The organism is Vibrio sp. 14N.309.X.WAT.E.F5, from assembly GCF_030397615.1.
Lineage (GTDB): Bacteria > Pseudomonadota > Gammaproteobacteria > Enterobacterales > Vibrionaceae > Vibrio > Vibrio lentus.
Map to the genome: position 1 here is coordinate 92,964 of NZ_JAPNXR010000005.1, position 25,245 is coordinate 118,208.

Below are 25,245 nucleotides of genomic sequence, written 5' to 3' on the forward strand. Positions count from 1 at the left end.
GAGGAATAAGAAGGGAGTATTCCTCCCTTCTTTGACGCAATAAACCGTTAAAGACCTTTATAGAAAGTTAGCCATTCACCTCGTTCTAAGCCGCTAACATGTACCCCAGAGATGCCACTTGACGTTGTCGCGTTGGTCGGAGAAAACGAGAGGTTTACGTTTTTGAATTTATCGGAGATTTCACTTGCTGTACCCGTTTGAGAAAGAATGTAACCCAAGTTGGTTGAATTCCAATTTGAATTGCCGCTGTCTTCCCACTTTTTGAGGAGCTCTTTGGTCACCAACTGGCTGCCAACCTTGAGAGCCGGGCCGCTGATATTTCGGAACTGATAATAGTCCGCGCCCGAAGAAGTTAACGCAATCACCTTATCTTCTAACACATACAAAGACTTGATGGCATTGTTACTCAGAGACTCTGTTACAAGTAAGGTTCTCGTCATGTTATCAACGATATAAAGAGAACTTGCGGTGGTAATCGCACTGGTTTTTCCGTCTCGCGATGTCGCTATCTTGCTAATAGCAGAATCAACGGTCAGCTCCCCAAGTACGGTTTGCTGTATCGAGTTAGACACCCACTCAACCTTATTGCTATCCAACCCCAACAATATCTGTTGATTCACGACAATATTGGCTGTTTTAAGGTTTAACTTATCAATCGTCATCTTAGTGGATAGGTTAGAGGTGTTGATAACTTCTGCTGCTAAATTACTGTTTGAAAAGTAATTCTTATAAACAATTAATGCTTCACTTTCGTCGTAAGATGACATGACTTGCGGTGAGGAAGCTTTCAATGCGTGACTCCATCTTTTCATATCAAGCTTATTAGCACTTAGCAATTTGAGTTCTTGCTGTGAGTATCTCGAGCTTCCGGTATTTTTAATCGCCAGTAACGAGCCACTTTGTAACAGAGGAACCACTGCCGCGAAGTTATCATTGATGCACGATTCACTCGATTTAGGCGGCTCGGCTGGATTAGGTTTTGGAATGGGTGGAAGCGTACCTCCACTGCGACTGCTGTATGTATCAATCGCAAAAGCCTTCACGCCAACATTGTTGTTATTCGAACCATTGAGGCTTGTAAGGAAAACACCATTAGCGCCTTGGCTATTACAAATATCACTCGATGTAGGTGTGACGTAAGCGGTCGGTTTATAAACCTTGTATGCCTGAACACCATTTAACGCAGGAACTAACTGAATGATTTCACTCGAGTCGACCGGTATTTCTCCGCCTCCAGTACCACCTCCGTGATCGTAATCATCGTCGTCATCATCATCGTCATCATGGTCGTCGTGACCGTCATCGTCGTCGTGTGAACGGATGCTAACCAGACCAGAAACCGCTTGAGATGCTGGGTCACTATCGATTGTCACTGGCTTATTGCGTGAAGAGCTATCAATTTGCATAACCACATCATTGGCCGTTAAAAACACAATCTGACTGCTCGCTGGATTCAGAGCTATCGACTTCGCATTAGACAATTGCGGTACCGATTGTGAACCGCGAACAACCAAAGAATCTTCAATTTGTAGATGCCGCGAAACCGTACCAGCAACGTCAATATTAGATAAGTCTAAAGTCTTATGTTCTATCATCAAATCAAGAGCATGAGCAATATTCGTATAAGAAGACTGCTTACCGTCACTTTGCGCCTTTTTCAGCGATTTTAACAACAGATTTGATAGATCTTTAGTTCCATGAGTTGAGTCCAGAACACTAAAATTGATGCCAACATGATCGCCTAACTTACTTTGAAGTGATGCTTTTGCTTGTTCTACATCGTTACTTACCGTTGGGTTAAACATCATCTCGCTATGAATCAAAGTAGTGAAAGGCGTCACCACTTTCATACCAGGAGAAGCAGTCAAAATTGCACCATCATATTGCCTTTGCTGTGCGTACCCAGAAACATCAGCAATCTGTTTCTCTTGATCACTGCATACGCCATTCAGATCTGCATCAGCGCAGACTAATGAATCTAAAAACGCATAGCCTGAAACCGTAGACCCAACTGGGTTTTCGCTATCAGAACTGCCTCCACATCCTGAGACCATCAAGGCACTAGAGATTGCTAGTGACAATTTGCATATTAAGAATTTATTGTGCATTTTTTCGACCGATTCACCTAGTTTATTATTGGATTGATAGTATTTAATTTGGCTATTAAATCACTTAACGAAATAAAAGATCAAATGATATTGATAATTACTATCATTTAAATTAACATCCTCCGCCTTTCCTATGGGTAATTTATAAATTATTTGGAGTTCAGGTGGTAAGAAAGCCATACAAACTAATGAGTGTTTCACTCGTTTCCACAATGCTCATGGCTTGTGGTGGAGCAGAGTCAGATCCGAAGCTCAAGCAGTCACAGACTCAACCAAATTCTCAGAATATTTCGGGCATAGCTTTGGATGGTTATTTGCACAATGCAAAGGTTTGTTTAGACAAAAATAGCAATGCCATGTGTGACTCTGCTGATGGGGAAATTGCCACTACGGACGCCGAAGGACGATTTCAGTTAGACGTCGACAATGATGTCGCCCAATACCCAATATTGGTTGAAGCGGTTGCCGGTATAACCATCGATATGGATTCACCAAATCAGCCTATTGAATCCGGATTTACGTTAGAAGTACCGAGTAACACTTCGAACGTGATCAGCCCCATGACATCTCTTATTGCGAGTGTAGCGAAAACCAGTGGCATCAGTTTTGATGAAGCAACTCAGCTTGTGGCCAGCGACTTAGGCATAGATAAACAACTGGCTGTTGGTGATTATTCCGCATCAAACTCAGCGATAAGCCGTGAAGTACACATGTTTGCACGCGGTGTTACTCGCGTACTTCAGGAAGCACAAATGGCCTCTGTAGATGCAGGTGTCGACCAAGTAAATGCTCGAAAAGGCTCTATGTACAAGCTGGCAGAGCTTGATTTAGCAGAATTTAAAGCCAAGACCGATTTGCTGTCTCATGGCGCATCAGGAACCGATAGCGCATTGAAGCAACTTGGTAAGGAGTACCGAGATCAACTCAAAGTTTCCCAAGAAGACATCGATGGCAATGAAATCATCACTAGACCGCCGGCTCCTAAACATGGTCAGGTCAATGATGCCTCAGACACCTTCGACTGGCAGTTTGTACGTGGCTTCAACCACAACACAGATTACGAATATTCGCTAGATTCAGGGAATACTTGGACAACAGTAATTCGTAAGCCGATTGTTGTAGGGAAACTGGCGTTCGACAAAGGAGCCGTTCAAGTTCGAGTTGCCGCGTCTAACGTTCGTAATACTCCAGCCGGAAAGCCAATGCTTTCAGACAAAGCGTTTACACTAACGACAGTGCCTGCTGCTCCAGCTTGGATTACGGTAAATAACGCGATCAACCAATTTGATTGGGCATTTGTCGATTCGTTTAATGAACTAGGTTTGTATGAATATTCATTAGATAACGGCTCAAGCTGGATAAAAGCGACTGAGAAGCCTCAAAACATTCAAGACCTAGATATTCCAGTTGGGCACTTAAAAGTTCGTGTAGCCGAAGATGACTCGCTAGGTCACCCAACGGGATTAAGTTCAGCATCAGAACAATCAATGACGGTAACCCCAGTCCAACCCACGCAACCAGTACTCGATTTTGCGAACGACAGTACCAATCAAATCAATTGGCTTTGGGTAGCTGGATACAACGATCCGTCTTTCTACGAGATTAATCTAGGTAATGGTTGGCAGGATGTAACCGCACTGCCGTATCTTGTTGGCAATGTTTCACTTCCTGCAAACACGATTTCGGTTCGCGTTAAGTCAAATGCACTGGATGCCCGCCCAGCGGGAGTTCCGTTGGTTATCAGCTCTGCATTCACTCGTTCAGAAAATCAACCTAAAGCACCAACCTCACCGATTGTTGACGACGCAGAAAACACATTCGCATGGACGAACGTTGAAGGGTTCACGGGGAGTGACTCCTACGAATACTCTCTCGATAGAGGCATTACTTTTACCCCTGTAACTAGCAACCCACAAGCCATCCCTGATGAGATATTTTCCAAGGGGCAAGTCTGTGTGCGCGTAGAAGCAGAATCGGATCCTCTACATGATCCTGGCGAAGCGCTGTGTTCAGACAAGGGCTACTCCGTTACTCCTAATATGCCTACCGCGCCGACATCACCAGTCTCTCACGATGGGTTAGACACATTTGATTGGACATTCGTTACCGGGTTTTCAGAGGTAACAGATTACGAGATCAATGCGCTTAACACCGGCTGGGCAGTGGTTACCACAAAACCATATCAGCTAAATGACCAAGCTTACGCTATCGATTCAATCCAAGTACGCGTTAAACGAGATCCGATTACGGGTCGCCCTAGCGGTTCAGAGTTGACGAACGATGTGGCGTTTACTGTTCGTCCGTCAGCGCCAAGCGCCCCGACTGGTCTGGTGGTTAACGACGCAGACAACACGCTCGATTGGACATACTTCAGCGAATTTACTCAGCCCGAGCACTTCGAAGTCACACTCGACTCCGGCTCAACTTGGACAAAAGTAACCGCTAAGCCTGTAGTGATTGGCAATGTCGACAAGAACATCGCTGAAGTGCAATTACGAGTAAGGCAGAACCCAACTAATGGTATGCCTCATGGCGTTGCAACTCCAACTGCACAAGCGTTTACCAAAGTGTTTGAAATCCCGGCGCCAACCTCGCCTGAAATTGTAAATACTTTCACAGGCAGTAATCCAGTCAACACCAACGGATTTCAATGGGCTTACCTAACCGCCAACGTTGAAGGTCAATCGGTTCGTTTTGATCAAGCGGAATACTATGAGTTCACCAATGACAAAGGCCTCACTTGGCACCCTGTTGATTCTAAACCTCAATTTATTGGCCCAGAAGCGTACGACAAAGCCAATGTCGGTGTTCGATTAAAAAAGAATGCGAAACAAGGTGTCTCAAACTCAATCAGCGACACCCTTTGGGCTACAGGTGCTAGTAGTCGCTTCACTGCATTAAAATTCGTACCGATGAAAACCCGTTCGCAGGTCGCTGATTTTAGTTACGGTGGCTCATGGAATACCTACTCCCTAAATTGTATTGCTGAATACGATGACAAAGGACAAGGGGAACCGACTTTTTGGGCGGAACGATTCTCTTCAGAAATCAATACTGTATTCGATAAGGTTGCACAAGTAGATGATTGTGGTATCGCGGGTTGGGTTCTTCCAGAGAGCAGTGAAGTCATCACGCTATCACAGCGAGACCCGGCAACACTGCCATCAAACTTAAGAAGTTACTTAGTATCGAATCAGACACAAAATGCATTAGCGGATAAGAATGGAGTCGCTATCACCATAAACAAAGGCCAAGAATCTCTTGAACAGTATTACGGTAAATACGCATACCCTAAATGGCAGTTGCCGTCTGGGGCGCAGCTAGTCAGTCACATTGATGCTTCAACAACTGCTATTGACACCCTACTCAATACACAAGGTTCAATAGTAAAGGCGGCTGAGGCTTACCTAACAACATGGCTAGCGAACAATCAGAAAAAAGCGCAAAGCTACGCGACTTTAGAGACCCAAGCACAAGCTAAAACTGTTGAACTGGCGGCCTTTACTAAACCATGGCTTGACGAATTGAGTGCAGTGACCACGAAGCTCACCATTTACGACTTTCAGGTGTCGGTTGCTCAAAGCCGTACTGATGCGGAGAGCCTTGAGTTCATTACCAAAGTAAAAGCTTACAAAGAAAAAGCAGCGAAACTACAGCAAAACTCAAACGGGCTAAATGCACTAGTTGAAGGTGCTAAGTTTGCTCAAAAAATGGCATTCATCCAGAAAAACTCGGTGATGCTAACCGATGCCACAAGTGCAATAGGCTCAGCTTCATTGGCTTCAGAGCTGCATCAAGCAAGTTTGGATCTCTACAATGCCATTTCAGTATTAGAGAGCCAGTATGCGCAAGTCACTGACTTCATTACTCAACTGAATACCGCAACCAACGGAATTGGCTCTGAGTTTGATTCGCTCATCGCTCTATATCAAACACTTATCGAAGAGATGAGCACAACAGCCACACTCCACGATCTCGCTCAATCTAAGGTGTTAGCAAAAGATGGACTAAAACAAGCAGCAGACAATGGATTTAGTGTTTCTCAAGCCAACGCAATGGTAAGTAATCGCTTCGCCAAGTTGGATGAACTAGGAAACTATCTGCCAAGAGACACAACCTATCAACAAGGTTGGCGCTGTGTTGAAGACACGAAAATTACAGGAAAACGTCGAGTATGGGCACTGCTCAAAGATGGGCTACCGCATGGTGCTGACGATCTTGCCTATGATGCTTCAGCGACTGGATACGCGAGCATACTAGGCAGCAACGAATTACTCGCTAGCACTAATAACAACAAGCTGTGTGGTTTTAGTGACTGGGAAGTTCCGCACTTAGCGCAGTTACTGTCGATTAGCACCAAAGCTGTCGAAGGTTCAAATTCGAAAATGACCTTGGATACAGACGTATTTCCAAATTACTTGGGACTAAAGCCAGAATACGACAAATCTTATTTCGATGATGGAACCACGTTTTATTACTGGTCTAGTGCCGCAAGCGGTGATCAACAATACATCACAAGTTACGACACTAAAGAAAGCAGCCAAACCCTAGCTAAAGCTCGTACTGATGGTTCTGAAGACAAAGTCGTCTTAGCTCGATTATTCAGAGAAAAGTCGGCTAATTATCAGTATCTAAATGCGCAAGGAACGATAGTAACCAATCGACAAAATGCAGTATGTGCTCAAGACACAGACAACAACTTGGTTTGGCAACTCTTCTCTCGAGGTGATAGCAGCCGTTTCAAGAAATACGTAGATATTGCCCCTCTTATCACAGCACAAAATACCAAGAGTATTTGTGGCAAAGCCAATTGGCGTTACCCGACAAAAGCTGAACTGTATAGCCTATTGCCACTTAACAACGAAGTGTTTGAGTTCAACGAAGCAACTGGTGGTAGCTATGGCTACTACATCACCAGCGACCCTGCACCTTATGGCCGCTTCAAAGGGTTGAATATGACGACGATGGCGGAGACTGACGTGTCTACCGCGAGCTATTCATCAGCTTATCTATATCGATTAGTTGCAGACTAACGACACCTTTATTAATGACCACAGCAGCCTCAGCTGAGGCTGCTTTCATCTAGGAAACAACAACATGTTTAACAAGAAAAAGCAGCGCGGCGCGGCCGCTATCGAATACGCAATTCTCGCAGCAGCAATGTCTGTGGTCTTGCTTAATTTTGTAGGCGGCGAGAATGGTGATCTAACCGAAGCCATTACTGACGCTTACGAAACTGTCGTCAAGCAGCTCAAAGACGCTCAAAAATCAGAATAAGCCCGTTTACCGTAAATTAAAGGAATAGTTATGACTGCTAAGCGACTCATGTTGCTGTCGTTATTTTGCTCGGTGCTCGGATTGTCCGTTTTACTGTTGAGCCAAACCAATAGCGAGTCTGCGACCACCTCTTCTAAACAAGCCGCTAAGCAAACGGTCAAAGTGCTGGTTCCAACTCGTACGATTGAGATAGGCCAAACCTACACGCCAAACTCGTTTCGATGGAAAGAAGTTCCACAGCAAGAGTTAGAGAACTACATCGACCACGTGACACCGGACGATATTTCTGCCGCTCATACGATGTCAGGGCTTGCACGCACCAAACTCGTCAAAGACTCAATATTGTCGAAAGCCGACATTACCGAACCCGAAGGTGGCTACTCGCTCTCATTGAAGTTGCAACCGGGCTATCGCGCGATTTCGGTTCCTGTCGATCAAGTCACGTCTAATTCAGGCTTTATTGAACCGGGCGACAGAGTGGATATTCTCCTACTCGGTTCACAGGATGGTGAGCTACTTCGTTATGGTAATTCATCTCAAGGATTGTACGTTACAACGATAGTGCATGATGCAAGAGTCTTGGCATTCAATAACAAGCAAACCGCAGAATCTTATCAAAAGGCTCGGGAATCTAATGGTTTCGAAGCTGGTATCCCTGACGACAGCAGTGTCTCTTTAGAAGTGACGCCCGAACAAGCAAACCAAGTGGTTCTTGCGAAACAATTAGGAAAGTTAACGCTTGTATTACGCGGGCAAAACGAGGCTCGCGATCAACCTCAACACGCAAATGCCGTGACGCTAAAAGTCATTTCTCCAGACACAACTCAGGTATTGCCTGACGTGGGTTTAGTGGAATTTAGAGCCGAAAATAAAACTGTTAAAACTAATACTGGAGCTGATAACAATGGCTAATATCTGTCGTTGGTGGGGTGTTCTCCTGCTATCAAGCCTATGTGTCTCTTTTGCATCTGCAGCATCAACATTTGATGTCACGATCAATGAGGCGAGAATGATTCGCTTACCTGAAAAAGCGAAATCCATTTTCATCTCTAGCACCCATATCGCTGATTACCAAACCTTAACCAATACCAAGGTGATGATATTCGGTAAGCGAGCGGGCAGCGCTACGATCACCGTTTTGAATGAACAAGAACGCGTGATTTATACCAACAAGATTCGCGTCACGCATAATAGCCGTGAGTTCAATGAACTGGTTAAAAACAAGTTCCCAGAAGCGTCAGTCAACGCGGAATCTCTGGGTGGAAAGTTATGGCTTAAAGGTCGTGTTCCCTCTCCGATGATGGCACACAATATCGTATCGCTCGCGAAAGGCTACTTATCCCCTATTGTCGGTTCTACCGAACAACAAGAGAGCTCGAATTCACAGGGAAACAGTAACAACAGCAGTAATTCAACCAATCAAAATCAGCAGACTCAACCCAATGATGATGAGCTGATCAATCAATTGGTTGTCACCATGCCAAATCAGGTCAACATTCGTGTAAAAATCGCTGAAGTCTCAAGAAATGTATCCAACAAGTTGGGCATCAAATGGGGCTCAATCGCCGGTGGTGTGGGGCAATTTTCGTTTTCAAAGCTGCCTAATGTCAGTAGTTGGGGTAAGCCGAGCATTACTGCTCTGATTGATGCGCTAGCAACCAACGGCATGATGTCTGTGCTTGCTGAACCTAACTTGACCGCGATGTCAGGTGAAGATGCTGAGTTTTTGGTGGGTGGGCAAGTACCGCTACCACTGATTACGGCTGACACCACTCAAATCGAATACAAGGATTTCGGTGTAAAACTGAACTTCACCCCAACCGTGCTCAGTCAAAACCGTATCAGCTTAAAAGTGAATCCCGAGGTCAGTAACGTCTCAATCGAGAGCCAACAAGTGATACACGGAACTAACTTCCCTTCTTTTACCACTCGTAGCGCCTCCACCACCATTGAATTGGCGAGTGGGCAGAGCTTCGCTTTAGGCGGGTTATTGAAATCAGAAGACATTGAGCAACTACAAAAAGTCCCACTTATCGGTGAAATACCAGTCCTTGGTAGCCTGTTCCGCTCAACTGAATTCACTCGTAGAGAAACAGAGCTGATCATCATTGTAACGGCTTACCTAGTTCAACCGACACGTTCGGACTCAATGCCACTCCCAACCGATGGTTTAATCCCGTTGAGTGATGTTGAACGATTACTGGCACTGCCGAGAATTCAACGTAAAAGAACGTTTAGTCAAGACACATACACCGACAACCAGAAGCCTCGCTTACTGGGTGACAACGGGTTCTACTACTGAGGACATCATGAACAAATTATCCTTATTACTGCCCGCTCTCATTGCGCTTGCGGGTTGCGCGCCAACGCCTACAACCCAACAACCTTCTGTGGATGTGGTGTCCGTGACAAACAAACTGACTTTAACACTGTCGGGCAAAACGTTATCGGCTCAAGAGAAAGATGACATCTCTGATTTTATTGCTCGTCTAGGTACGCTATCCAACTTAATGGTCAAGATTGAAAATACGACTCAGAAAGGAGAAAACCAAAGCGAAAAAGTTAGGCTTCATCTGATCGAGTCAGGGCTCTACCCTTCTCAAATTTCAGTATCGAATCCATCGGCACAAGGTAAAGGTGATCTCACGATTTTTGTTGAATCTTATCGTGCCAAAGTAACGGCATGTGACGCGGGTAAAACACCAAGAACCACACTCAACGCTTATCGTACTCAGCGCAATTTTGGCTGTGCGAATGCCAATGCACTGGCGCAAATGGTCGCAAATCCAAAAGACCTGATTGTTGGTCAGCCAATAGACAGTGCTCAAGGGCAAAAAGCGGTGTCTAGCATTGATAACTACTTTGCTCCACCAGCACAAACCCAACAGATAAACTCTGGCTCTTCGAATACCACGCTAGGAGGTTCGCAATGAATCAAGTACATAGTTTAACGGTACTGATCGCGGCATCGGAGCAACTCGATACATTAGCGCTCACATACACACTGAATGATTTCGGTATCAACAACATCACAACCTCTTCGAATCAAGAAGATGACGTGGTGAGACAGGTACTTAAGAATGACGTTAAAACCATCTTCCTCGATGTATTGAATAGCGAATTGCCAGAATCGAAACAGGTTGTGCAGCGTTTAATACAACGTACTGGGTGCCAAGTTATCGCGATTGGTCATTCAACCGAAATTTTTGCTTACCGTGGAATGCTCGCATCCGGTGCCAGTGACTATTTAGTCAACCCAGTGACACCACAAGATCTTGAACACGTCTCCTTTGCTGCTTTGCAACTCAACAACGAAAAACGAAATGAAAAAATCGTTTCCATTGTCAGTGCAAAAGGTGGCTCAGGAAGCAGCACCATTATAGCGACGTTATCGCAACAGCTTGCCGAAATCGAGAAACGAGTAACTTGTATGGACCTCGATTTTTCGATGGGTGATTTGGATTTGCTACTCAATGTCGAAGGCAACACGGCGTTGGTAGAGCTTTTACAATACCCAGAAAGATTAGAACCTCTCGTGTTTGAGCGCAGTGGGATCAGTGTGTCACCCGAGCACACGCTCTTTACCGGTTATCTACCTTTAGACACCACACCATTTTGGCCACAAAAGAGTGCATTCGATCAGTTTACAAAGTTCTGCCTGCAAAGTTCAGACTACTTACTGATCGACATCCCGACCTATTCATTGCGCGACCAGGTTGGCTTTGAAGCGCTTAAAAGTGCCGATATCCGAATCATTGTGGTCGAGCCTACACTCAGCTCCATTCGCAATGCCGGTCAGATAATCAAACGACTTCAAAACCAAACGGCTTCACAAACCATCGTGGTGTTGAACCACTGTAAGTCCGATTCCGCATCCCTTATTTCGGTCAATGATGTGAAGAAATCACTCGGTACATCCGTAGACGTCGTGATTCCGTTTTTGCCTAACCATTTCCTGAGCAAGTCATCGCTTGGTCAGCCTGCCCATAAAGGCAATAGGAAAGTGAAGCTCGCGTTTAACTCTCTACTTGAACTAGTCACTGGTGAGCCGCAACAAGGCAGCCGCCGTTTTTGGAAGCGAGGCGCATAATGTTTGGTCAGAACACACAAGCCATAGATCCGATTGAAGCGAATAGAGCTCGAACACATGAAGCCCTAACATCAACACCTTCGGTTCGTGAGCATTATCATGTGATTCATGAAGAGGTCATCAAGGCGATCGACCCATCGGTTGTAGTGAGCTTAAGTGCACCCGATCTTGAAGCTAAAATTGCCGAAATGGTATCAGATATCGTGATCTCTAAGCAGTTACCGCTTGGTCACAAAGATGTCGCTCATTCGGTGGAACAATTGCTTAATGAGTTTCTAGGATTAGGTCCACTGCAGCCCTTAATTGAAGACCAAGGCATTACCGACATCATGGTCAATGGGTACCGTGAAGTCTACGTAGAACGCTCAGGAAAATTGCAAAAAACGGCAGTTCAATTTCGCAATGAAGAACAACTTCTCAACCTAGCGCGACGCATCGTCAGCAAGGTTGGACGAAGAATCGATGAATCGAATCCATTAGTCGATGCTCGATTGGATGATGGTAGCCGTGTCAATGTGATGATCCCACCGCTAGCGCTTGATGGAACCTACATTTCCATCCGAAAATTCAATGAGAATAAACTAACACTCAGCCAATTGGCTCAGTTTGGCGCAATGTCGAAATCGATGGTTAAACTTATCGATATTATTGTTCGCTCACGCCTTAATGTGCTTGTTGCAGGAGGCACTGGTGCAGGTAAAACCACACTGCTCAATGCGATGTCTTTTAGCATTTCACCTCAAGAACGCATCATTACCATTGAAGACACCGCAGAACTGCGTCTACAACAGCCTCATGTTGTGCGCGCTGAAACTCGCCCAGCCAATGCCGAAGGCTTAACGCCAATTACCCAGCGAGAGTTGGTGCGAAATGCTCTACGTATGCGACCAGATCGCATCATTTTAGGCGAAGTTCGTGGCGATGAAGCCTTTGAAATGATGCAGGCAATGAACACCGGCCATGATGGTTCACTGTGTACATTGCATGCAAACTCGGCGACTGACGCACTCGTTCGCATGGAAAACATGTTGATGATGAGCCAAGCGACTCTGCCTCTGTTCTCATTGCGTCGCCAAATCGCAGACACCATCGATGTCGTTATACAAGTTGAAAGAATGCGTGATGGCAAAAGACGCATTCTTTCGATCACCGAGGTGCAAGGGTTAGAAGGAGAACAATACATCACTCAAGACTTGTTCAAATTCAAGCCTTTATCGGAGGATCAACAAGGCAACCTGATTGGCGAATACAAGAGTGCTAAGTGCGTACCAAGCTTCAATGACAAAGCCAAATACCACCAACTCGATGCTCAACTAAGAGTAGCGATGGAGCTTGAAGCCTGATGATCTTAGTTCTCACTGTTTTCGTTTTATTTATCGCGATCGGGTTAATCAGGTTGAGCTCAAAGCAAGCCATCGTCAATAAACGGCTGTTATTGGTAAGCGACAGTCAACGCTCGCTTACAGCTGACGTTTCAATCAAAAAAACCAACCACCAGCGCAGCAACAAACTGCATGCTTTCTTTTTACGAATGAATGCATTGCTGCCAGTTTGGGATAAGTACTTCATTGCTTTATCAGCTATCGGTTTCCCAGCATCAGGCCACATGTTATTTCCCCAACTGGCAATGCATCATCAACTTTTCGCCGCTGTTGGACTTTGGTTTGTATGCACATGTGCCTTGGTGATGTACCGCCGAAAAATGCAGGTAGAAGAGTTCGAACAAGGCATCATCAATGTACTTGGCTTAATTTCTAGAGCGGTAGCTGCGGGGCTCTCAGTCCCACAAGCAATTGAACAAGTGTCAGAAACCCAACCAGGGCTATTAGGACGTGAGTTCTCCTATATTCGCGATAACTTAACGCTCGGTTTAAGCCTTAGACAAAGCCTCGATGATGCATGCGTTCGCCTTCCTTACAGCAGTTTCCGCTACTTCTCGGTCGCGCTGATCCTGAATCAATCGAATGGTGGCCAACTGCGCGACATTCTTCAAAGCTTAAGCAGAACCATGCATGACAATCGAGCGATGAGAAAAAAGGTCAAGAGCTTAACCTCGGAGCCTCGTATGACAGCCCTCTTTCTTTCTATCTTACCCTTGGGGTTATTGGGTGGTATCTATTTGATGGAACCCGCCATGATAGTCCAATTGTTCAACACAGAGTCGGGACAGCGGGTACTAACCTACGCCGTCATTAGCATCAGCTCAGGCACACTCATTTTGAACGCTCTGACTCGTAACAAAAGGTTCTCATCATGATGTATGTTGCCTTGTTTCTGTTGGGATGTGCATTACTACTGATAGTTGTCGCACGCTTGTCTTCTTTCAAACGAGATGTTGTCGCTGAACGACTGACTCGCGTATCGAGCTACTCCTCTAAGTACACCACCGCTTCAAGTAAATGGCGCTTCCAAGGTGCAAAACCACGACGCCAGAAGTTAATCCTCATTGGCTGGTTGAGTCCTAATGCAGAGATCTATTTTCTTGGCTTAAGACTACTGACGATGGTGACGGGATCTATTGCTTGGTATGTCACTCGAATCCAAGTGCTTAACATGAACTCTGTGGCCGAATGTATCGCAATCGCCATTGTGGTTGGCATCCTGTTCGACCGCATTCTAGATTGGCGCGTGAACCAAGTCCGAATGCAAATTAGCCGCGTTATTCCTGATGCCGTCGATCTGATGGTGGTATGTGTCGCATCAGGCCTAACACTCGAAGCGGTATTTCGCTGTGTCGGTGAAGAGATGCGTGCGATCTCTCCTGCATTGTCACGCGAATGGCTACTCACTGCGACTGAGATATCGGTTCTTGATTCACCACAAACGGCACTTTCAAACCTAGACAAACGAGTCCAGCTTCCTGACATCAACAATATTGTGACCACCATGAATCAAGCGCTTCAATACGGCACACCTCTCGCTGAAGCGTTAAAGCTGATTGCCTCTGATAGTCGCCAATATCACTTCCTAGAGCTTGAAGAGTGGGTAGGAAAAATACCAGCTAAGATGTCGTTCCCTTTAGTGGTCTTCATCATGTTACCTGTCGTGGGCATTATTGTCGTGCCAATCATGTTATCCCTTAAACAAACTCTGGGGGGCTTATGAACAAGATCATTCTCTTGGGTTTAGCGCTGATTTTGGTTGGCTGCCAATCAACGAATAACGTTGAAAAAGAGGCCTCTGAAGACATGAAAGTCGCAGAGGTTGCACTGATGAATGGCAAACCAGAAAGTGCCATGGATCTGTACCGAAAGATGCTGGTATCGAAGCCTGATGACCCACAGTTACTATTGCTAATGGGGTCCGCCGCGAATCAAGCCAGTCGTTATGATGAGGCACTGCATTATCTAAAGCACGGTATCGAGCTCAATCAATCGAGCACGATTTACAGAGAACTTGGCCGCGCGTGGTTGGCGCTTGGTGAGCTTGAACAAGCCACATCAGCACTCGAAGAATCTGTCAGATTAGTTACAACTGATGATGTCGCCCACAACAGTTTAGGCGTGAGTTACTCGCTCAATAAGCAGTATTCAAAAGCGCGTGAATCTTACTCTCATGCCCTCAGCTTGATGCCATCCAGTAATGAGTATCGCAACAACTTAGCCATGGCTTGGATACTCGATGGTAAACCAGAGCAAGGGATTCGAATTCTGCACCCGATCTTTGTCCGAGGTGAAGCGAGCGTAAAACTGCAACTCAATCTAGCACTGGCTTATGCGCTTTCTGGAGACAGTGCGTCCGCGAAAAGTATCGCTCGTGTACATCTATCTCAACCTGAGTTCGCCAACAATAGTCTGTATTACCAAGAGCTTGCTGCTAAAACTGAGCAAGGAGAACAGTGATGCTCTCACGTCAAAAAGGTGCACAGACCGTCGAGTTTGCAATGTTGGTGGTACCGTTCCTGATACTGATCATCGGGTTCTTTGAGATCTGCCGCCTGCTGTTGGTCAACATCATCCTTGATGTAGCCGTTAATGCGGGTGTTCGTGAGGCCAAGACACTGCCGATTAGTCCTATTTCAGACCAAGTTTTTGCCGAGACTATCGCAAAGTTCCCACTGATAGATAAGAGCAAGCTCGTCTTGGATCCATCGCCGCTATACGCCGAAAACTTCTCAGATTTAGTTAATGAGAAGCCGGTATCCAAAAGCAGAGCAGTGTTAGGCGAGTACAAGGTGTCTTACTCATTTTCATTTGCCTTATTACCTAATCTATCAACTCAGTTTTCTGAGTCTATCGGCAACATGACAACCTTGAAAAGAAAGGTACTGGTTAGTTATGACAACAAATAAAACACACCTAAAAAAACAAACTGGTTCAGCGGCGATTGAGTTCCCCTTTGTTGTGCTCGCACTCATGATCATTTTGTGGGGGCTTGTTGCCGTTTATCGCTTATTCAGCCTGCAGACTCAACTCGACAGCGTGACATATAACTTAGTCAACGCCGTTTCACTAACGCAACTGAAACCAGAGCAAGGTCCAAACGGATTACCTAATACGTTAAAGGATCAGCTTCTCGATCTCGCCGAACGTTATCTGCCGCAAGACATCAAGCGCAGCGATATTGGGCTGGTACTTGAAAGCCGTGTATTTGATACCACCGCTTCGAACTGGGAATACAAGCACATCCATGCCGGGATCATCTGTCAAAGCGACACTCCTCCCATCGAGCAACTAAAGACACTTATCGTTGAGGGAAGCGGCGACCTTGCGTTAAATGGAAGACTATCCACCTTGGTTCAACTCACTTTATGTGTGAATACACCGTTTGACTACAAGCGACTCGATCCTCCTAAAACACTCTCAAGTTCATCAGTCGTGATAGGAAAGCATTATGGTTAAACCAATATTCGGCAGTAATGCGCTTAAAAAACAGCAAGGCTCCATGACCATTTCATTCTTGGCGTTACTGTTTCCCGCGCTTTTCATCGCCGTTGGCACCCTGATGGTCTCGGCTCAAGTAATGGTTTCAAACCGAGCAGCGCAAGCCGCCGATTCTGCCGCATTAGCCTGTGCCTTTGCTGATACAGCCACACTCCCAATGATGCGGGCTTACCAAGAGTACTATAAGCCAACCCTAAAAGGGGTGAGTGGCTTAGAACCAGAAATCATAGGCTCAGAATGTCGTATTAGCCTAGGTTATTCATTGTCACCCTTACTGCCCAACTTCCAATATGAGAGCTATGCAAACAAGGTAACGGCGACGGGTGGTGGTTATAAAAGTGTGGTTGAAAGCAAGCACTCTTCTATTCCAACGGAGCTGGTTTTAGTACTTGATGTGTCTGGATCGATGGGTTCAAACATCCAGTCGTTGAAATCCATTTTATCCAATGCATTGAATACGATTCAATCTCAGAGCAATAACGCTAACGATTTAGATTCTGTAAGCATTTCAATCGTTCCCTTCGACTCTGGAGTCGCAGCGCAACGCCCACATTGGTTATCCAAAGAAGCGGCAGGAATCTACTGTATTGATGGGCTTAGCTATCGCAATGGCAATTTCTCTGCAGCACTGACGGTCGACAACTTAGCGACGCTGCACTCAGAACGCCCTGTGAAGTTTACACCGCCAAGTCAATGGTTAAGCGACTGTAACCAAGACTCACCAATGCTGCCATTAACCAGCGTCTTTTCTCGCGTCCGAAACTCGATAAACAGCCTAACAGCAAATGGCGGTACTCGCTCTTTTCACGGCTTGTTATGGGGAGTGAGACAACTGATCCCTAGCTGGCAACAAGCATGGGGAATCAACGTCAGCACAGTACCTGAAACCAGAAGAAAGCTAGTGCTCTTCACCGACGGTGCTGACGAAGGAGACACGTTTGACCAACTGGTTAACGCAGGGTTCTGTACTACCGCAATCAATCAATATGGCATCGAAATGAACTTCATCGGCTATGGCGTCAGCTCATCTCGAATCGCCCAGTTCGAGCGTTGTGCAGGGAACCCATCACGTGTGTTTAGTGCCACGAATACCACCCAACTCAACGAGTATTTTTCCGACATTTTAGCCGTTGAATACTCGGCAACAATCAAACTCACTCAAGCATCTAATTAACACTTCTTAATTAGAAAAACTGAACTTTAAACACAGTTAAAAACAATGGAGAACAACATGTTTACACGAGCCTTAGCGTTATTGGCGCTATGCCTTTCTTTACCCGCATTGGCTTATCAAGAAGGCGATTCTTTATCACCAGACGTTATCGAGAAACTGCAACTTAACAACGATGAACTGACCATTATCGACTTCTTTGCAGAGTGGTGCGTCTCTTGCCGCGAAGAGCTACCGGAAGTCAATCAGCTCTACACCGAACTCAAAGGCACTGGTGTCACGTTTAAAGGCGTGGACGTTGATGAAGATGTTGAGGTTGGCTTGGCGTTTCAAAAGCAGCTCGGACTGGAATTCCCTGTTGTTAACGACCCTGAACAAGCATTGATTGCCGAGTTCAAGCCGATCGGCATGCCAGCGATTTATTACATCTATCAAGGCAAGGTTATCAAGATTCGTTTTGGTGCCATCAACCACATTAGCGACGTCATTACTGACGACCTCACCAAGATGGGAGTGCAACTGTAATGCTAATCAAAGCCACCCTTGTTGGGCTACTCGCTATTCCAATGACTGCTAATGCGGCTCTTGAACTCGATCTTAGTGGTTTAGGAAAGAAGCCCGCTGAACAGCAAGCCAACGATAGCGGAAAAAACGAAGGCCCAATCATTGAAGAAGAGATCATCTCCAGCACCGTTTATTCAAGTGGCGGTGATTATTCAAACCCAGAAGCGAAACGTGCAACCAGACGAAACATTGAAATGGTGAAACCCAAGGCAAAGCAACTGGTTATCGAACAGAAAGCACAAGAAGTAAGCAACAAACCTTCTGCTCTGGCTTTCGTTGATGAGTTTCTTGGTATTGAACCTGTAAAGCCTTGGGAAAAAGGCACATTGGCTCAAAAAGAGATGAAACCCGGTGGCCCGGTGCCTGAATTCGACGTCTTTTCTGAAAAGGTCTTCGCTTACAAACAAGGTTCCGTCGGCGGCAGTGGTGTTGGTGGCGGTGGTTGTGGTTGTAACTAACCGCTCCATCAATGAACAAATCAGTATTTAAAAAACAAAATAAGAACAAAATGAAAAAATTACCAATTACGCTGCTCAGTGCAGCGGCAGTGGCTAACGTGGCATTAGCTGAAGATCATATCTCTGTTCATTACCTGAGCTATGAGGAATACGATGACAGAGTATCAGCCAATGACACCATGGTTTCGATTGAGAAAAGTATCGGCTTAGATTGGACACTCAACGCAGAGATAAGCTACGACAGTGTTTCTGGCGCATCTCCGGCATGGGGGCCAACAACACCTCTCGCTTCGGATGCGGATCAGGTCAACCGCGCCCTGAAAACTCAACAAGCACAGAATAAAACCGACGAGGTTATTCGTGCAGGCTACGATCCTCACCGCAGTGGCTATGAAATCCAAAAAGTAGGGCTTGAAGACACCAGAAAGTCGATCAGCTTAAGCGCGACCTATCGTGACACGTTACGTAATGAATGGACCTTAGGTGGCAACGCATCTCAAGAAGAAGATTATGAAAGCCTTGGTATTAACGCCAAAGGTTTGATCTATGCCGATAGCACTAAGAACCGCTCTTACAGTCTAGGTGGCTCTGTCCTTTTCGATCAAACTCAAGCGTTCGGCAAATACTCGTTGGCGTCATCAAACAGCCAGAGCTGGGAAGACATTTTCACCGGCAGTTTAGAAGCAGGATTATCTCAAACCTTCACACCGAATCTATACAGCATTTTTACCGCTTACACGGGTTACCGAAGTGGCTATTTGAGCAATCACTATTTAACGGTTCTGCGTGAAGTCGATATCAATGACGACGGTAAAATCGATGATGATGAAGTGTTCTTGGGACAAGATTCTCGACCGGATACGCGACTCTCTGGCGGTATCAATATCCAAGCCTTTTACTCATTGTCCGACAGTCTAAAAATCCGACCAAGATACAAATGGTTTATGGATGATTGGGGCGTAATGTCTCACCAATTAGGCGGCAAATTATCTTGGCGAGTGAGTGAATGGTTAACCTTGGCACCGGGCTATTTCTGGTACACGCAAGATGCAGCCGATTTCTATCGCGACCCTAGTAGTGCCGATCCTTCTTTTGCATCGTCAGGTTACGCGACTTCAGACCTTCGCTTAGGCAACTTCACCGCCAATGCCTATGAGCTAGGGGCGAGTATCAAGGTACATAAGAAATTACGCTTAAATGCGCTTGCTGCGTATTACGAACAGAGCAACGGTTTTGAAGCGCAATGGTGGGCGGTTGGAGCAACCTATGAGTTCTAACCTACCCTTTGTGCACCGCTTTCACGCCATGACCGTACCGTGTGAAGTGCAAATCCTGTCGATTGATTTGGCTAGCTTTCCAGAGGCAAGCGCAAAAGTAATCGCGACTGAGATAGAGCAAAACACACGCCGATTGGAAGACAAATATAACTTCTACTGCAACGACTCGTGGCTAACACAGTGCATTAATCAAAGAGCGTCATGTGATATCGAACTCGACCCAGAATCTGCCGAGGTTTTTCAACATCTCGCCCGATTAAGTCAACTGACGTTCGATACCTTTGATACTACGGTCGGCAGCATCAAACATCTTTTAAAACAGAAACCGAAGATGTTGCACAGTCATGCTTTCCAAGCCCTGTCTTCTGCTTTGGGTAAGCAAGCGTGGGAGCTGAAAGGGACAAGGCTACACGTCCCTGATTCCCGTACTCGTTTCGATTTTGGCGGCGTCATCAAAGAGTACGCCGTTGACCAAGCGGTAGTGATCGGCAAACAGCTCGGCGCGACGTCGATGTTAGTGAATTTTGGCGGTGACATCTATGCGTTAGGCACCAAACCGGATGGCTCGGCATTTAACATTGCTGTCTTAGACCCAAGAGACAACAAGACCCCATTTTTCGCCGTTCCGTTAACGAACGCAGCACTCACGACCTCAGCTCACAGTGAGCGTCAGATGCAGTTTGGCGATAAGACCACTTCTCATATCTTGTCGAAGCAGGATGTTGAGCAGAAGATCCTTTCTGTTACCGCTATCTCGTCATCCACATTGGAAGCAGGTGTGCTCAGCACTTCTCTGACACTGAACCCGAACATTTCAGTACCCGAAGACAGTGCTGTTATCTACATCGACGATCAATTACACATTCATCAAAACACGGAGTTCCTTCATCCATGAAGTGCTACCTACTTACGTTAATTCTATTGTTTAGCGGATTGTTACATGCTCAAGAAAACGAGTTCCTTCCCGTTGAAAAGGCCTTCCCTGTTACATGGGAAGCCACAGACCAAGGCGCGGTCATCAGCTTTGATACCCACAAGGGTTACTACCTGTATCAATCTCGATTTTCGTTCAAAGGGGAGTCTTCATTATCAACGTTAGAACCGAGTTATTCGCTACTAGGTGAAGAGAAAGAGGATCCTAACTTTGGTAACGTCATCGTGTTTCACGAGCCCGTTACCGTTACTGTTCCTTACTCGGGAAGTGGCAAACTCACCGTGCGTTATCAAGGCTGCGCAGACAAAGGACTTTGTTATCTGCCGCAAAAGTTAGTGCTCGATTTACCTATGCTCGAAACCGTAGCTGAAGCTCTGGTTGAGGAGCCATCAAACTCTCTATATCAAACCCTAGGTGAGATCAGCGAGGATACGAATGGCTTATCTTCGTTCCTATCTCAAGCCGGTAAGTTACAAGCGCTTCTTGTGTTCTTCTTGCTTGGTCTTGGCTTGTCCCTAACGCCATGTGTACTGCCGATGATTCCGATTTTGGCTAGCATCATAGGTGGCGAAAAAGCGATGACAGGCAAGAAAGGCGCGGCACTCTCCAGTTCTTACGTTTTGGGTATGGCGACCAGCTATGCGATGACGGGGATCTTAGTCACCACCTTGGCAAAAGGGGTCAACCTACAAGCCGCGATGCAACAACCTTGGTTGTTAAGTAGCTTTGCAGCGGTTTTTGTTCTGCTTGCGTTAGCGATGTTCGGATTCTATGAACTCCAACTGCCTGCTGCCCTTCAGCAAAAACTCAACAGTGGCTCAGACAAACTTGGCGGTGGCAAGATCGCCAGTGTCTTTGCTATGGGCGCAATCTCAGCCTTGGTGGTGTCACCTTGTGTCAGTGCGCCATTGGCTGGTGCATTGCTGTACGTTTCAACCACTCAAGATTGGATGTTTGGCGGAGCGACTCTGTTCGTAATGGCGCTTGGTATGGGCGTACCACTTATCGCTATCGGAGTGAGTGGCGGGCGTTTGCTATTAAGAAGTGGCGCATGGATGGTTTCAGTTAAGCAAGTATTTGGCGTGCTGCTATTGGCTGTTGCTATCGTGCTATTAAGCCGCTTTGTCGCTCCATCAATTATTATGATCTTATGGGCGCTGCTTGCTATCGGTACTGGTGTACATTTCGGGGCTTTAGAAGCCGCACAACCGGGTTGGGCGCGTACTCGTAAGTTCTCTGCTTTGCTACCACTGAGTTACGGTCTCATTCTATTTGTCGGATTCTTTTTAGGTAATACCGATCCTCTGAACCCACTTGAAAACAGGGAGTCAGTCCAATCCATTGCGATCACTCCCTTTGATAAAACAGACTCTGTTATTCAGCTAGAACAACAGTTGAAGGCAGCAGCGAGCAGCGACCAAAAGGTGCTAGTCGACCTTTACGCAGATTGGTGTGTGTCTTGTAAAGTGATTGAAACCAACGTGTTCAACGACCAACAAGTGAGCCAAAAGCTTAAAGAGTGGAAGACCATAAAACTTGATGTGACAGAAAGCTCTCCCGAGCAAATGGCGTGGCTCAATGACAAGAATGTATTTGGCCCACCAGCGATTTTCTTTTACTCACCCACCAACGGTGAAATAGAGCCTGCGCGAGTAATGGGGGATATTGATAAAGAGGGTTTCAATAAAAAACTCAAACTTGCCAATAAGCTCGCTTACACACAAACAACAGAAGCTGATAGCCAAACGAACTAGGGCCTACGCAAGATAAAATCAAAATCGCCCAATCATAAATTGGGCGATTTTTTCTTATTTGGTTTGCAGATATGAGGCAATTTATTCTGGGTTTTCTAGCTGCTCAATAACCGTTTGAGTCAATTGCTCAGTGTACGTGTTGATCTTCCAGTGCTCTGGGCTCCAACCTTTTACAAAACGTTGAAAATCAGCCCACGCCACGTAAAACATAGGTCGCCACGCAGCTTCGATTTCATCAAACGAAAGCTGTGGCTGATAGTACGTCAATGCCTCTTCCAAGTATCGGAAGTATGTCTCTAACATATGTGACTCAAGTTCAGCGCAATCATGCGGCCTCACCGCACTGCTCATAAACAGAGCCACGTCTTTCATCGCACACCCATGACCCACATATTGAAAATCGACCGCAGCAGCGTTTTGGCTTTCTGAGTCAAAACAGAAATTAGCGAGCTTAGCGTCACCATGCACCAAAGTTGGATACGGACACTCTCTGAGTAAACGATCGATATGTTGCGCTTGGTTCTTCAATGGTAAGTCGGCCAACGCATTGAACTCATCAGGACGTGTGTCTAAATGCCAGTAAGTACCTATTTTCCATAATGATGCAGACTTTTCTTGGTCGATATGGATATGCTTTGCATGAAAATTAGCAAGCCACTTTAGGCAGGCGTCACGTTGTTTTTGCTCTTCTAGAGTGTAACCACACGCCAGTTCAGGTTGAGTATCTTTGGTTGCCAGATCGTCAGAAACAGCAAGCACATCAAACTTAGAAGTTAACGGAAAGCCGATCTCCGCTAAGTCTTGCATCACAATCAGCCACTCGTTCTCTTGTAACTCACATTGCAGCCCAACAGGCACAGGGCAACGCTCATCCCATTGTTGAGTGAACGACTGATACCAAGCCGTTTCCACCTGGTAAGAGTGCACCTTTCGTTGATGAGATAATTTGGTGTTCCAGCCTTTGGGGTGTTCGGCTTTATCTGGCAGTGCGACATGCTTAACGATCACACTATTTACTGAGGTATTGTTCATCGAGGCGCTATTATCTTTATCAAAGACCAAGCGAACTAACTCGCCATATCCACCCCATAGGCGTTGAATCACTTGGACATCAAACCCTTGATGGCAACCCAGTGAAGTCGCTATTTTTTGATAAAGCTCAGGTTGATTTTGACTTGTACTCACTTGTGATTGAGCAAGATTGTTTGACGGTATTGATTGAGACATATAACTCGTTGCTATGCTTTATCGGATAGAAGATGCGACCATTGTTTTTGTCTGTTCATGTAGTGCACGACATAACTGCACACTGGAACAATTTTAAAACCAGCTTGTTCAATTTCAGGTAATACCGATTCCATCATCACCTTGCCAAAGCCCTTGCCTTGCAGTTCATCAGGGATACGAGTCGAAGTAATATGTAGCACGTCTCCATCCTTCTGATACTTAACAACCGCGAACTGGTTTGGTTCTAGCTCAACCGTGATCTGGCTAGCTTGTTGGTCCCATTTTATGGCCTTCATTCTCAACTCCAGTAAATAATTGGTACGCCAAACAATAAAAGTTTGAAGTATCAGTTCCTTGTAATAGACTAACGCAAGTGCATATAAATAAAACTAAGTACTTACAAACACAATAAATAATTTAGAGTTACCTGCTTCATATAAAACTAGCAAATAAAAACATCACTCTATAAATTAATATAAAGTACTTCTGTTAAACCTAGCACGTAATAACACCTTGTTAGCAAGTTACCAATATAACTAACAGACGCATGTTGGCGCATGGAGAAACATAATGAACGCACCACTGAAGAAGCCTTTGGAGCATAATCAGGCACTTCAAGATCCTCGAAATCGCACTATTTCCACGATTAATAGTACCGATGCCCTTGCCATGATTGAACACGGCAGTGAACTGACGTTAAACGTATCGACTCCAGTTGGCACTAAATTTCTAGCGACCACGAAGTTTATCGGCACACACAGTGAGAACTGTATCTTGGTTGAAGTCCCTGAGGTTTCAAGCGATGATCTACGCTTTTTCTTCCAAGAAGGTTTTTGGATGACGGCCAGAGCTTATTCCTTAAGAGGAGAAGGCGCGCTTATCCACTTTAGATGTCAGATTCATCATAATATTGGCGAACCTTTCCCAATTTTGGTGTTATCGACCCCAAGTACGATGCAAGTGACTCAACTTCGTAAAGAAACTCGTTATGAAGTGAATTTAGACTCCAGAATCATCTTTAATGATCAGCGAATGAATTGTGAGATACGAGATCTTTCGAAAAGTGGTTGTCGCTTTGTCACATCACCCACGTCACGACCAATTCAGATCGCCGATAGAGTGTCTATCGAGATCACCCCTGGAAACTACAACGGTCCATTTATTCCTCCGCTACGAGGCATAGTGTGTAATTTGCAAAAATCGACACACTACGCACGTTACGGCGTCGAATTTGATGATGTTGGCCGTGCCAATGCGAAGAATCTACTGGGTAAACTCAAATTCGATGGCACTAAGCTTCGTCTACGTAATGCTTAAGCGTTCATCAGTTCCGATTTAACATCTATCTGAGCGCCTCTCTAAACGTCGAAAGATCAAAGAACCCAAACAAAAAACAGCCATCGATAATGTCGATGGCTGTTTCGTTTTAGCTAAATCAAAGGATAACGGTTATTTACCCGACCTTACTTAGCTAACGCGTTGAGCTATTTATAAAGCGTATT

The 25,245-nt window shown here is 45.6% G+C and carries 22 protein-coding genes; 19 read left to right on the forward strand and 3 right to left on the reverse strand.

Annotated features, from left to right (window positions below; genetic code table 11):
• Positions 1-47: 47 nt before the first annotated feature.
• Positions 48-2,054 (reverse strand): hypothetical protein, encoded by a 2,007-nt coding sequence (locus OW495_RS07925; protein WP_102514019.1) that lies wholly within the window; start codon positions 2,052-2,054, stop codon positions 48-50.
• 242 nt (positions 2,055-2,296) lie between these two features.
• Between OW495_RS07925 and OW495_RS07930 the strand changes: the two genes are divergently transcribed.
• The 18 genes from OW495_RS07930 (at position 2,297) to dsbD (ending at position 22,516) form a co-directional block, all read left to right on the forward strand.
• The gene (locus tag OW495_RS07930) at positions 2,297-7,141 is read left to right on the forward strand and encodes a DUF1566 domain-containing protein (RefSeq protein WP_102514020.1); all 4,845 of its coding nucleotides are present in this window, start codon (positions 2,297-2,299) and stop codon (positions 7,139-7,141) included.
• A 64-nt stretch (positions 7,142-7,205) separates the two neighbouring features.
• Positions 7,206-7,385 (forward strand): Flp family type IVb pilin, encoded by a 180-nt coding sequence (locus tag OW495_RS07935; RefSeq protein ID WP_017075276.1) that lies wholly within the window; start codon positions 7,206-7,208, stop codon positions 7,383-7,385.
• A 30-nt stretch (positions 7,386-7,415) separates the two neighbouring features.
• Positions 7,416-8,297: a Flp pilus assembly protein CpaB gene (gene cpaB / locus OW495_RS07940; protein ID WP_102514021.1), complete on the forward strand. Its 882-nt coding sequence runs from the start codon at positions 7,416-7,418 to the stop codon at positions 8,295-8,297.
• Complete coding sequence (locus OW495_RS07945) at positions 8,290-9,687, forward strand: type II and III secretion system protein family protein (protein WP_102299841.1); 1,398 nt, start codon at positions 8,290-8,292, stop codon at positions 9,685-9,687. The genes cpaB and OW495_RS07945 overlap by 8 nt, the downstream gene beginning before the upstream one ends.
• A 7-nt stretch (positions 9,688-9,694) precedes the next feature.
• Positions 9,695-10,318: a CpaD family pilus assembly lipoprotein gene (locus OW495_RS07950; RefSeq protein ID WP_102299840.1), complete on the forward strand. Its 624-nt coding sequence runs from the start codon at positions 9,695-9,697 to the stop codon at positions 10,316-10,318.
• On the forward strand, positions 10,315-11,475 hold the full coding sequence (locus tag OW495_RS07955; protein ID WP_102299839.1) for an AAA family ATPase: 1,161 nt from the start codon (positions 10,315-10,317) through the stop codon (positions 11,473-11,475). Before OW495_RS07950 ends, OW495_RS07955 begins: the two co-directional genes overlap by 4 nt.
• Positions 11,475-12,818: a CpaF family protein gene (locus tag OW495_RS07960; protein ID WP_102299838.1), complete on the forward strand. Its 1,344-nt coding sequence runs from the start codon at positions 11,475-11,477 to the stop codon at positions 12,816-12,818. The genes OW495_RS07955 and OW495_RS07960 overlap by 1 nt, the downstream gene beginning before the upstream one ends.
• Positions 12,818-13,732: a type II secretion system F family protein gene (locus OW495_RS07965; RefSeq protein ID WP_102514022.1), complete on the forward strand. Its 915-nt coding sequence runs from the start codon at positions 12,818-12,820 to the stop codon at positions 13,730-13,732. Before OW495_RS07960 ends, OW495_RS07965 begins: the two co-directional genes overlap by 1 nt.
• The gene (locus OW495_RS07970) at positions 13,729-14,580 is read left to right on the forward strand and encodes a type II secretion system F family protein (protein ID WP_102514023.1); all 852 of its coding nucleotides are present in this window, start codon (positions 13,729-13,731) and stop codon (positions 14,578-14,580) included. The genes OW495_RS07965 and OW495_RS07970 overlap by 4 nt, the downstream gene beginning before the upstream one ends.
• Positions 14,577-15,317: a tetratricopeptide repeat protein gene (locus OW495_RS07975; RefSeq protein ID WP_102514024.1), complete on the forward strand. Its 741-nt coding sequence runs from the start codon at positions 14,577-14,579 to the stop codon at positions 15,315-15,317. The genes OW495_RS07970 and OW495_RS07975 overlap by 4 nt, the downstream gene beginning before the upstream one ends.
• Entirely contained in the window at positions 15,317-15,766 is a 450-nt protein-coding gene (locus OW495_RS07980; protein WP_102514025.1) for a TadE family protein, read from the forward strand. Before OW495_RS07975 ends, OW495_RS07980 begins: the two co-directional genes overlap by 1 nt.
• Positions 15,753-16,316, forward strand: coding sequence for a tight adherence pilus pseudopilin TadF (gene tadF, locus OW495_RS07985; protein WP_102514026.1), 564 nt, complete (start codon positions 15,753-15,755; stop codon positions 16,314-16,316). Before OW495_RS07980 ends, tadF begins: the two co-directional genes overlap by 14 nt.
• The gene (locus tag OW495_RS07990) at positions 16,309-17,532 is read left to right on the forward strand and encodes a hypothetical protein (RefSeq protein ID WP_102514027.1); all 1,224 of its coding nucleotides are present in this window, start codon (positions 16,309-16,311) and stop codon (positions 17,530-17,532) included. The genes tadF and OW495_RS07990 overlap by 8 nt, the downstream gene beginning before the upstream one ends.
• Before the next feature lie 57 nt (positions 17,533-17,589).
• Complete coding sequence (locus tag OW495_RS07995; protein WP_102291488.1) at positions 17,590-18,054, forward strand: TlpA disulfide reductase family protein; 465 nt, start codon at positions 17,590-17,592, stop codon at positions 18,052-18,054.
• Positions 18,054-18,551 carry a DUF4266 domain-containing protein gene (locus OW495_RS08000; RefSeq protein WP_017107673.1) on the forward strand — a complete coding sequence of 166 codons (498 nt, stop codon included), beginning with the start codon at positions 18,054-18,056 and terminating at the stop codon, positions 18,549-18,551. The genes OW495_RS07995 and OW495_RS08000 overlap by 1 nt, the downstream gene beginning before the upstream one ends.
• 50 nt (positions 18,552-18,601) lie before the next feature.
• Positions 18,602-19,828: a DUF3570 domain-containing protein gene (locus OW495_RS08005; RefSeq protein WP_017111396.1), complete on the forward strand. Its 1,227-nt coding sequence runs from the start codon at positions 18,602-18,604 to the stop codon at positions 19,826-19,828.
• A complete protein-coding gene (locus tag OW495_RS08010; RefSeq protein ID WP_102514028.1) occupies positions 19,818-20,723 on the forward strand; it encodes an FAD:protein FMN transferase in 906 nt (301 codons plus the stop codon). The genes OW495_RS08005 and OW495_RS08010 overlap by 11 nt, the downstream gene beginning before the upstream one ends.
• Complete coding sequence (gene dsbD / locus OW495_RS08015) at positions 20,720-22,516, forward strand: protein-disulfide reductase DsbD (RefSeq protein WP_102514029.1); 1,797 nt, start codon at positions 20,720-20,722, stop codon at positions 22,514-22,516. Before OW495_RS08010 ends, dsbD begins: the two co-directional genes overlap by 4 nt.
• Before the next feature lie 81 nt (positions 22,517-22,597).
• On the opposite strand, the gene OW495_RS08020 is transcribed toward dsbD, so the two are convergent.
• Positions 22,598-23,743 (reverse strand): phosphotransferase, encoded by a 1,146-nt coding sequence (locus OW495_RS08020; protein ID WP_102514030.1) that lies wholly within the window; start codon positions 23,741-23,743, stop codon positions 22,598-22,600.
• Positions 23,744-23,754: 11 nt separating this feature from the next.
• A complete protein-coding gene (locus tag OW495_RS08025) occupies positions 23,755-24,039 on the reverse strand; it encodes a GNAT family N-acetyltransferase (RefSeq protein ID WP_029223601.1) in 285 nt (94 codons plus the stop codon).
• A gap of 274 nt (positions 24,040-24,313) precedes the next feature.
• Here OW495_RS08025 and OW495_RS08030 point away from each other — a divergent pair, with 274 nt between their 5' ends.
• Complete coding sequence (locus OW495_RS08030; RefSeq protein WP_102383783.1) at positions 24,314-25,060, forward strand: flagellar brake protein; 747 nt, start codon at positions 24,314-24,316, stop codon at positions 25,058-25,060.
• Positions 25,061-25,245: the final 185 nt, after the last annotated feature.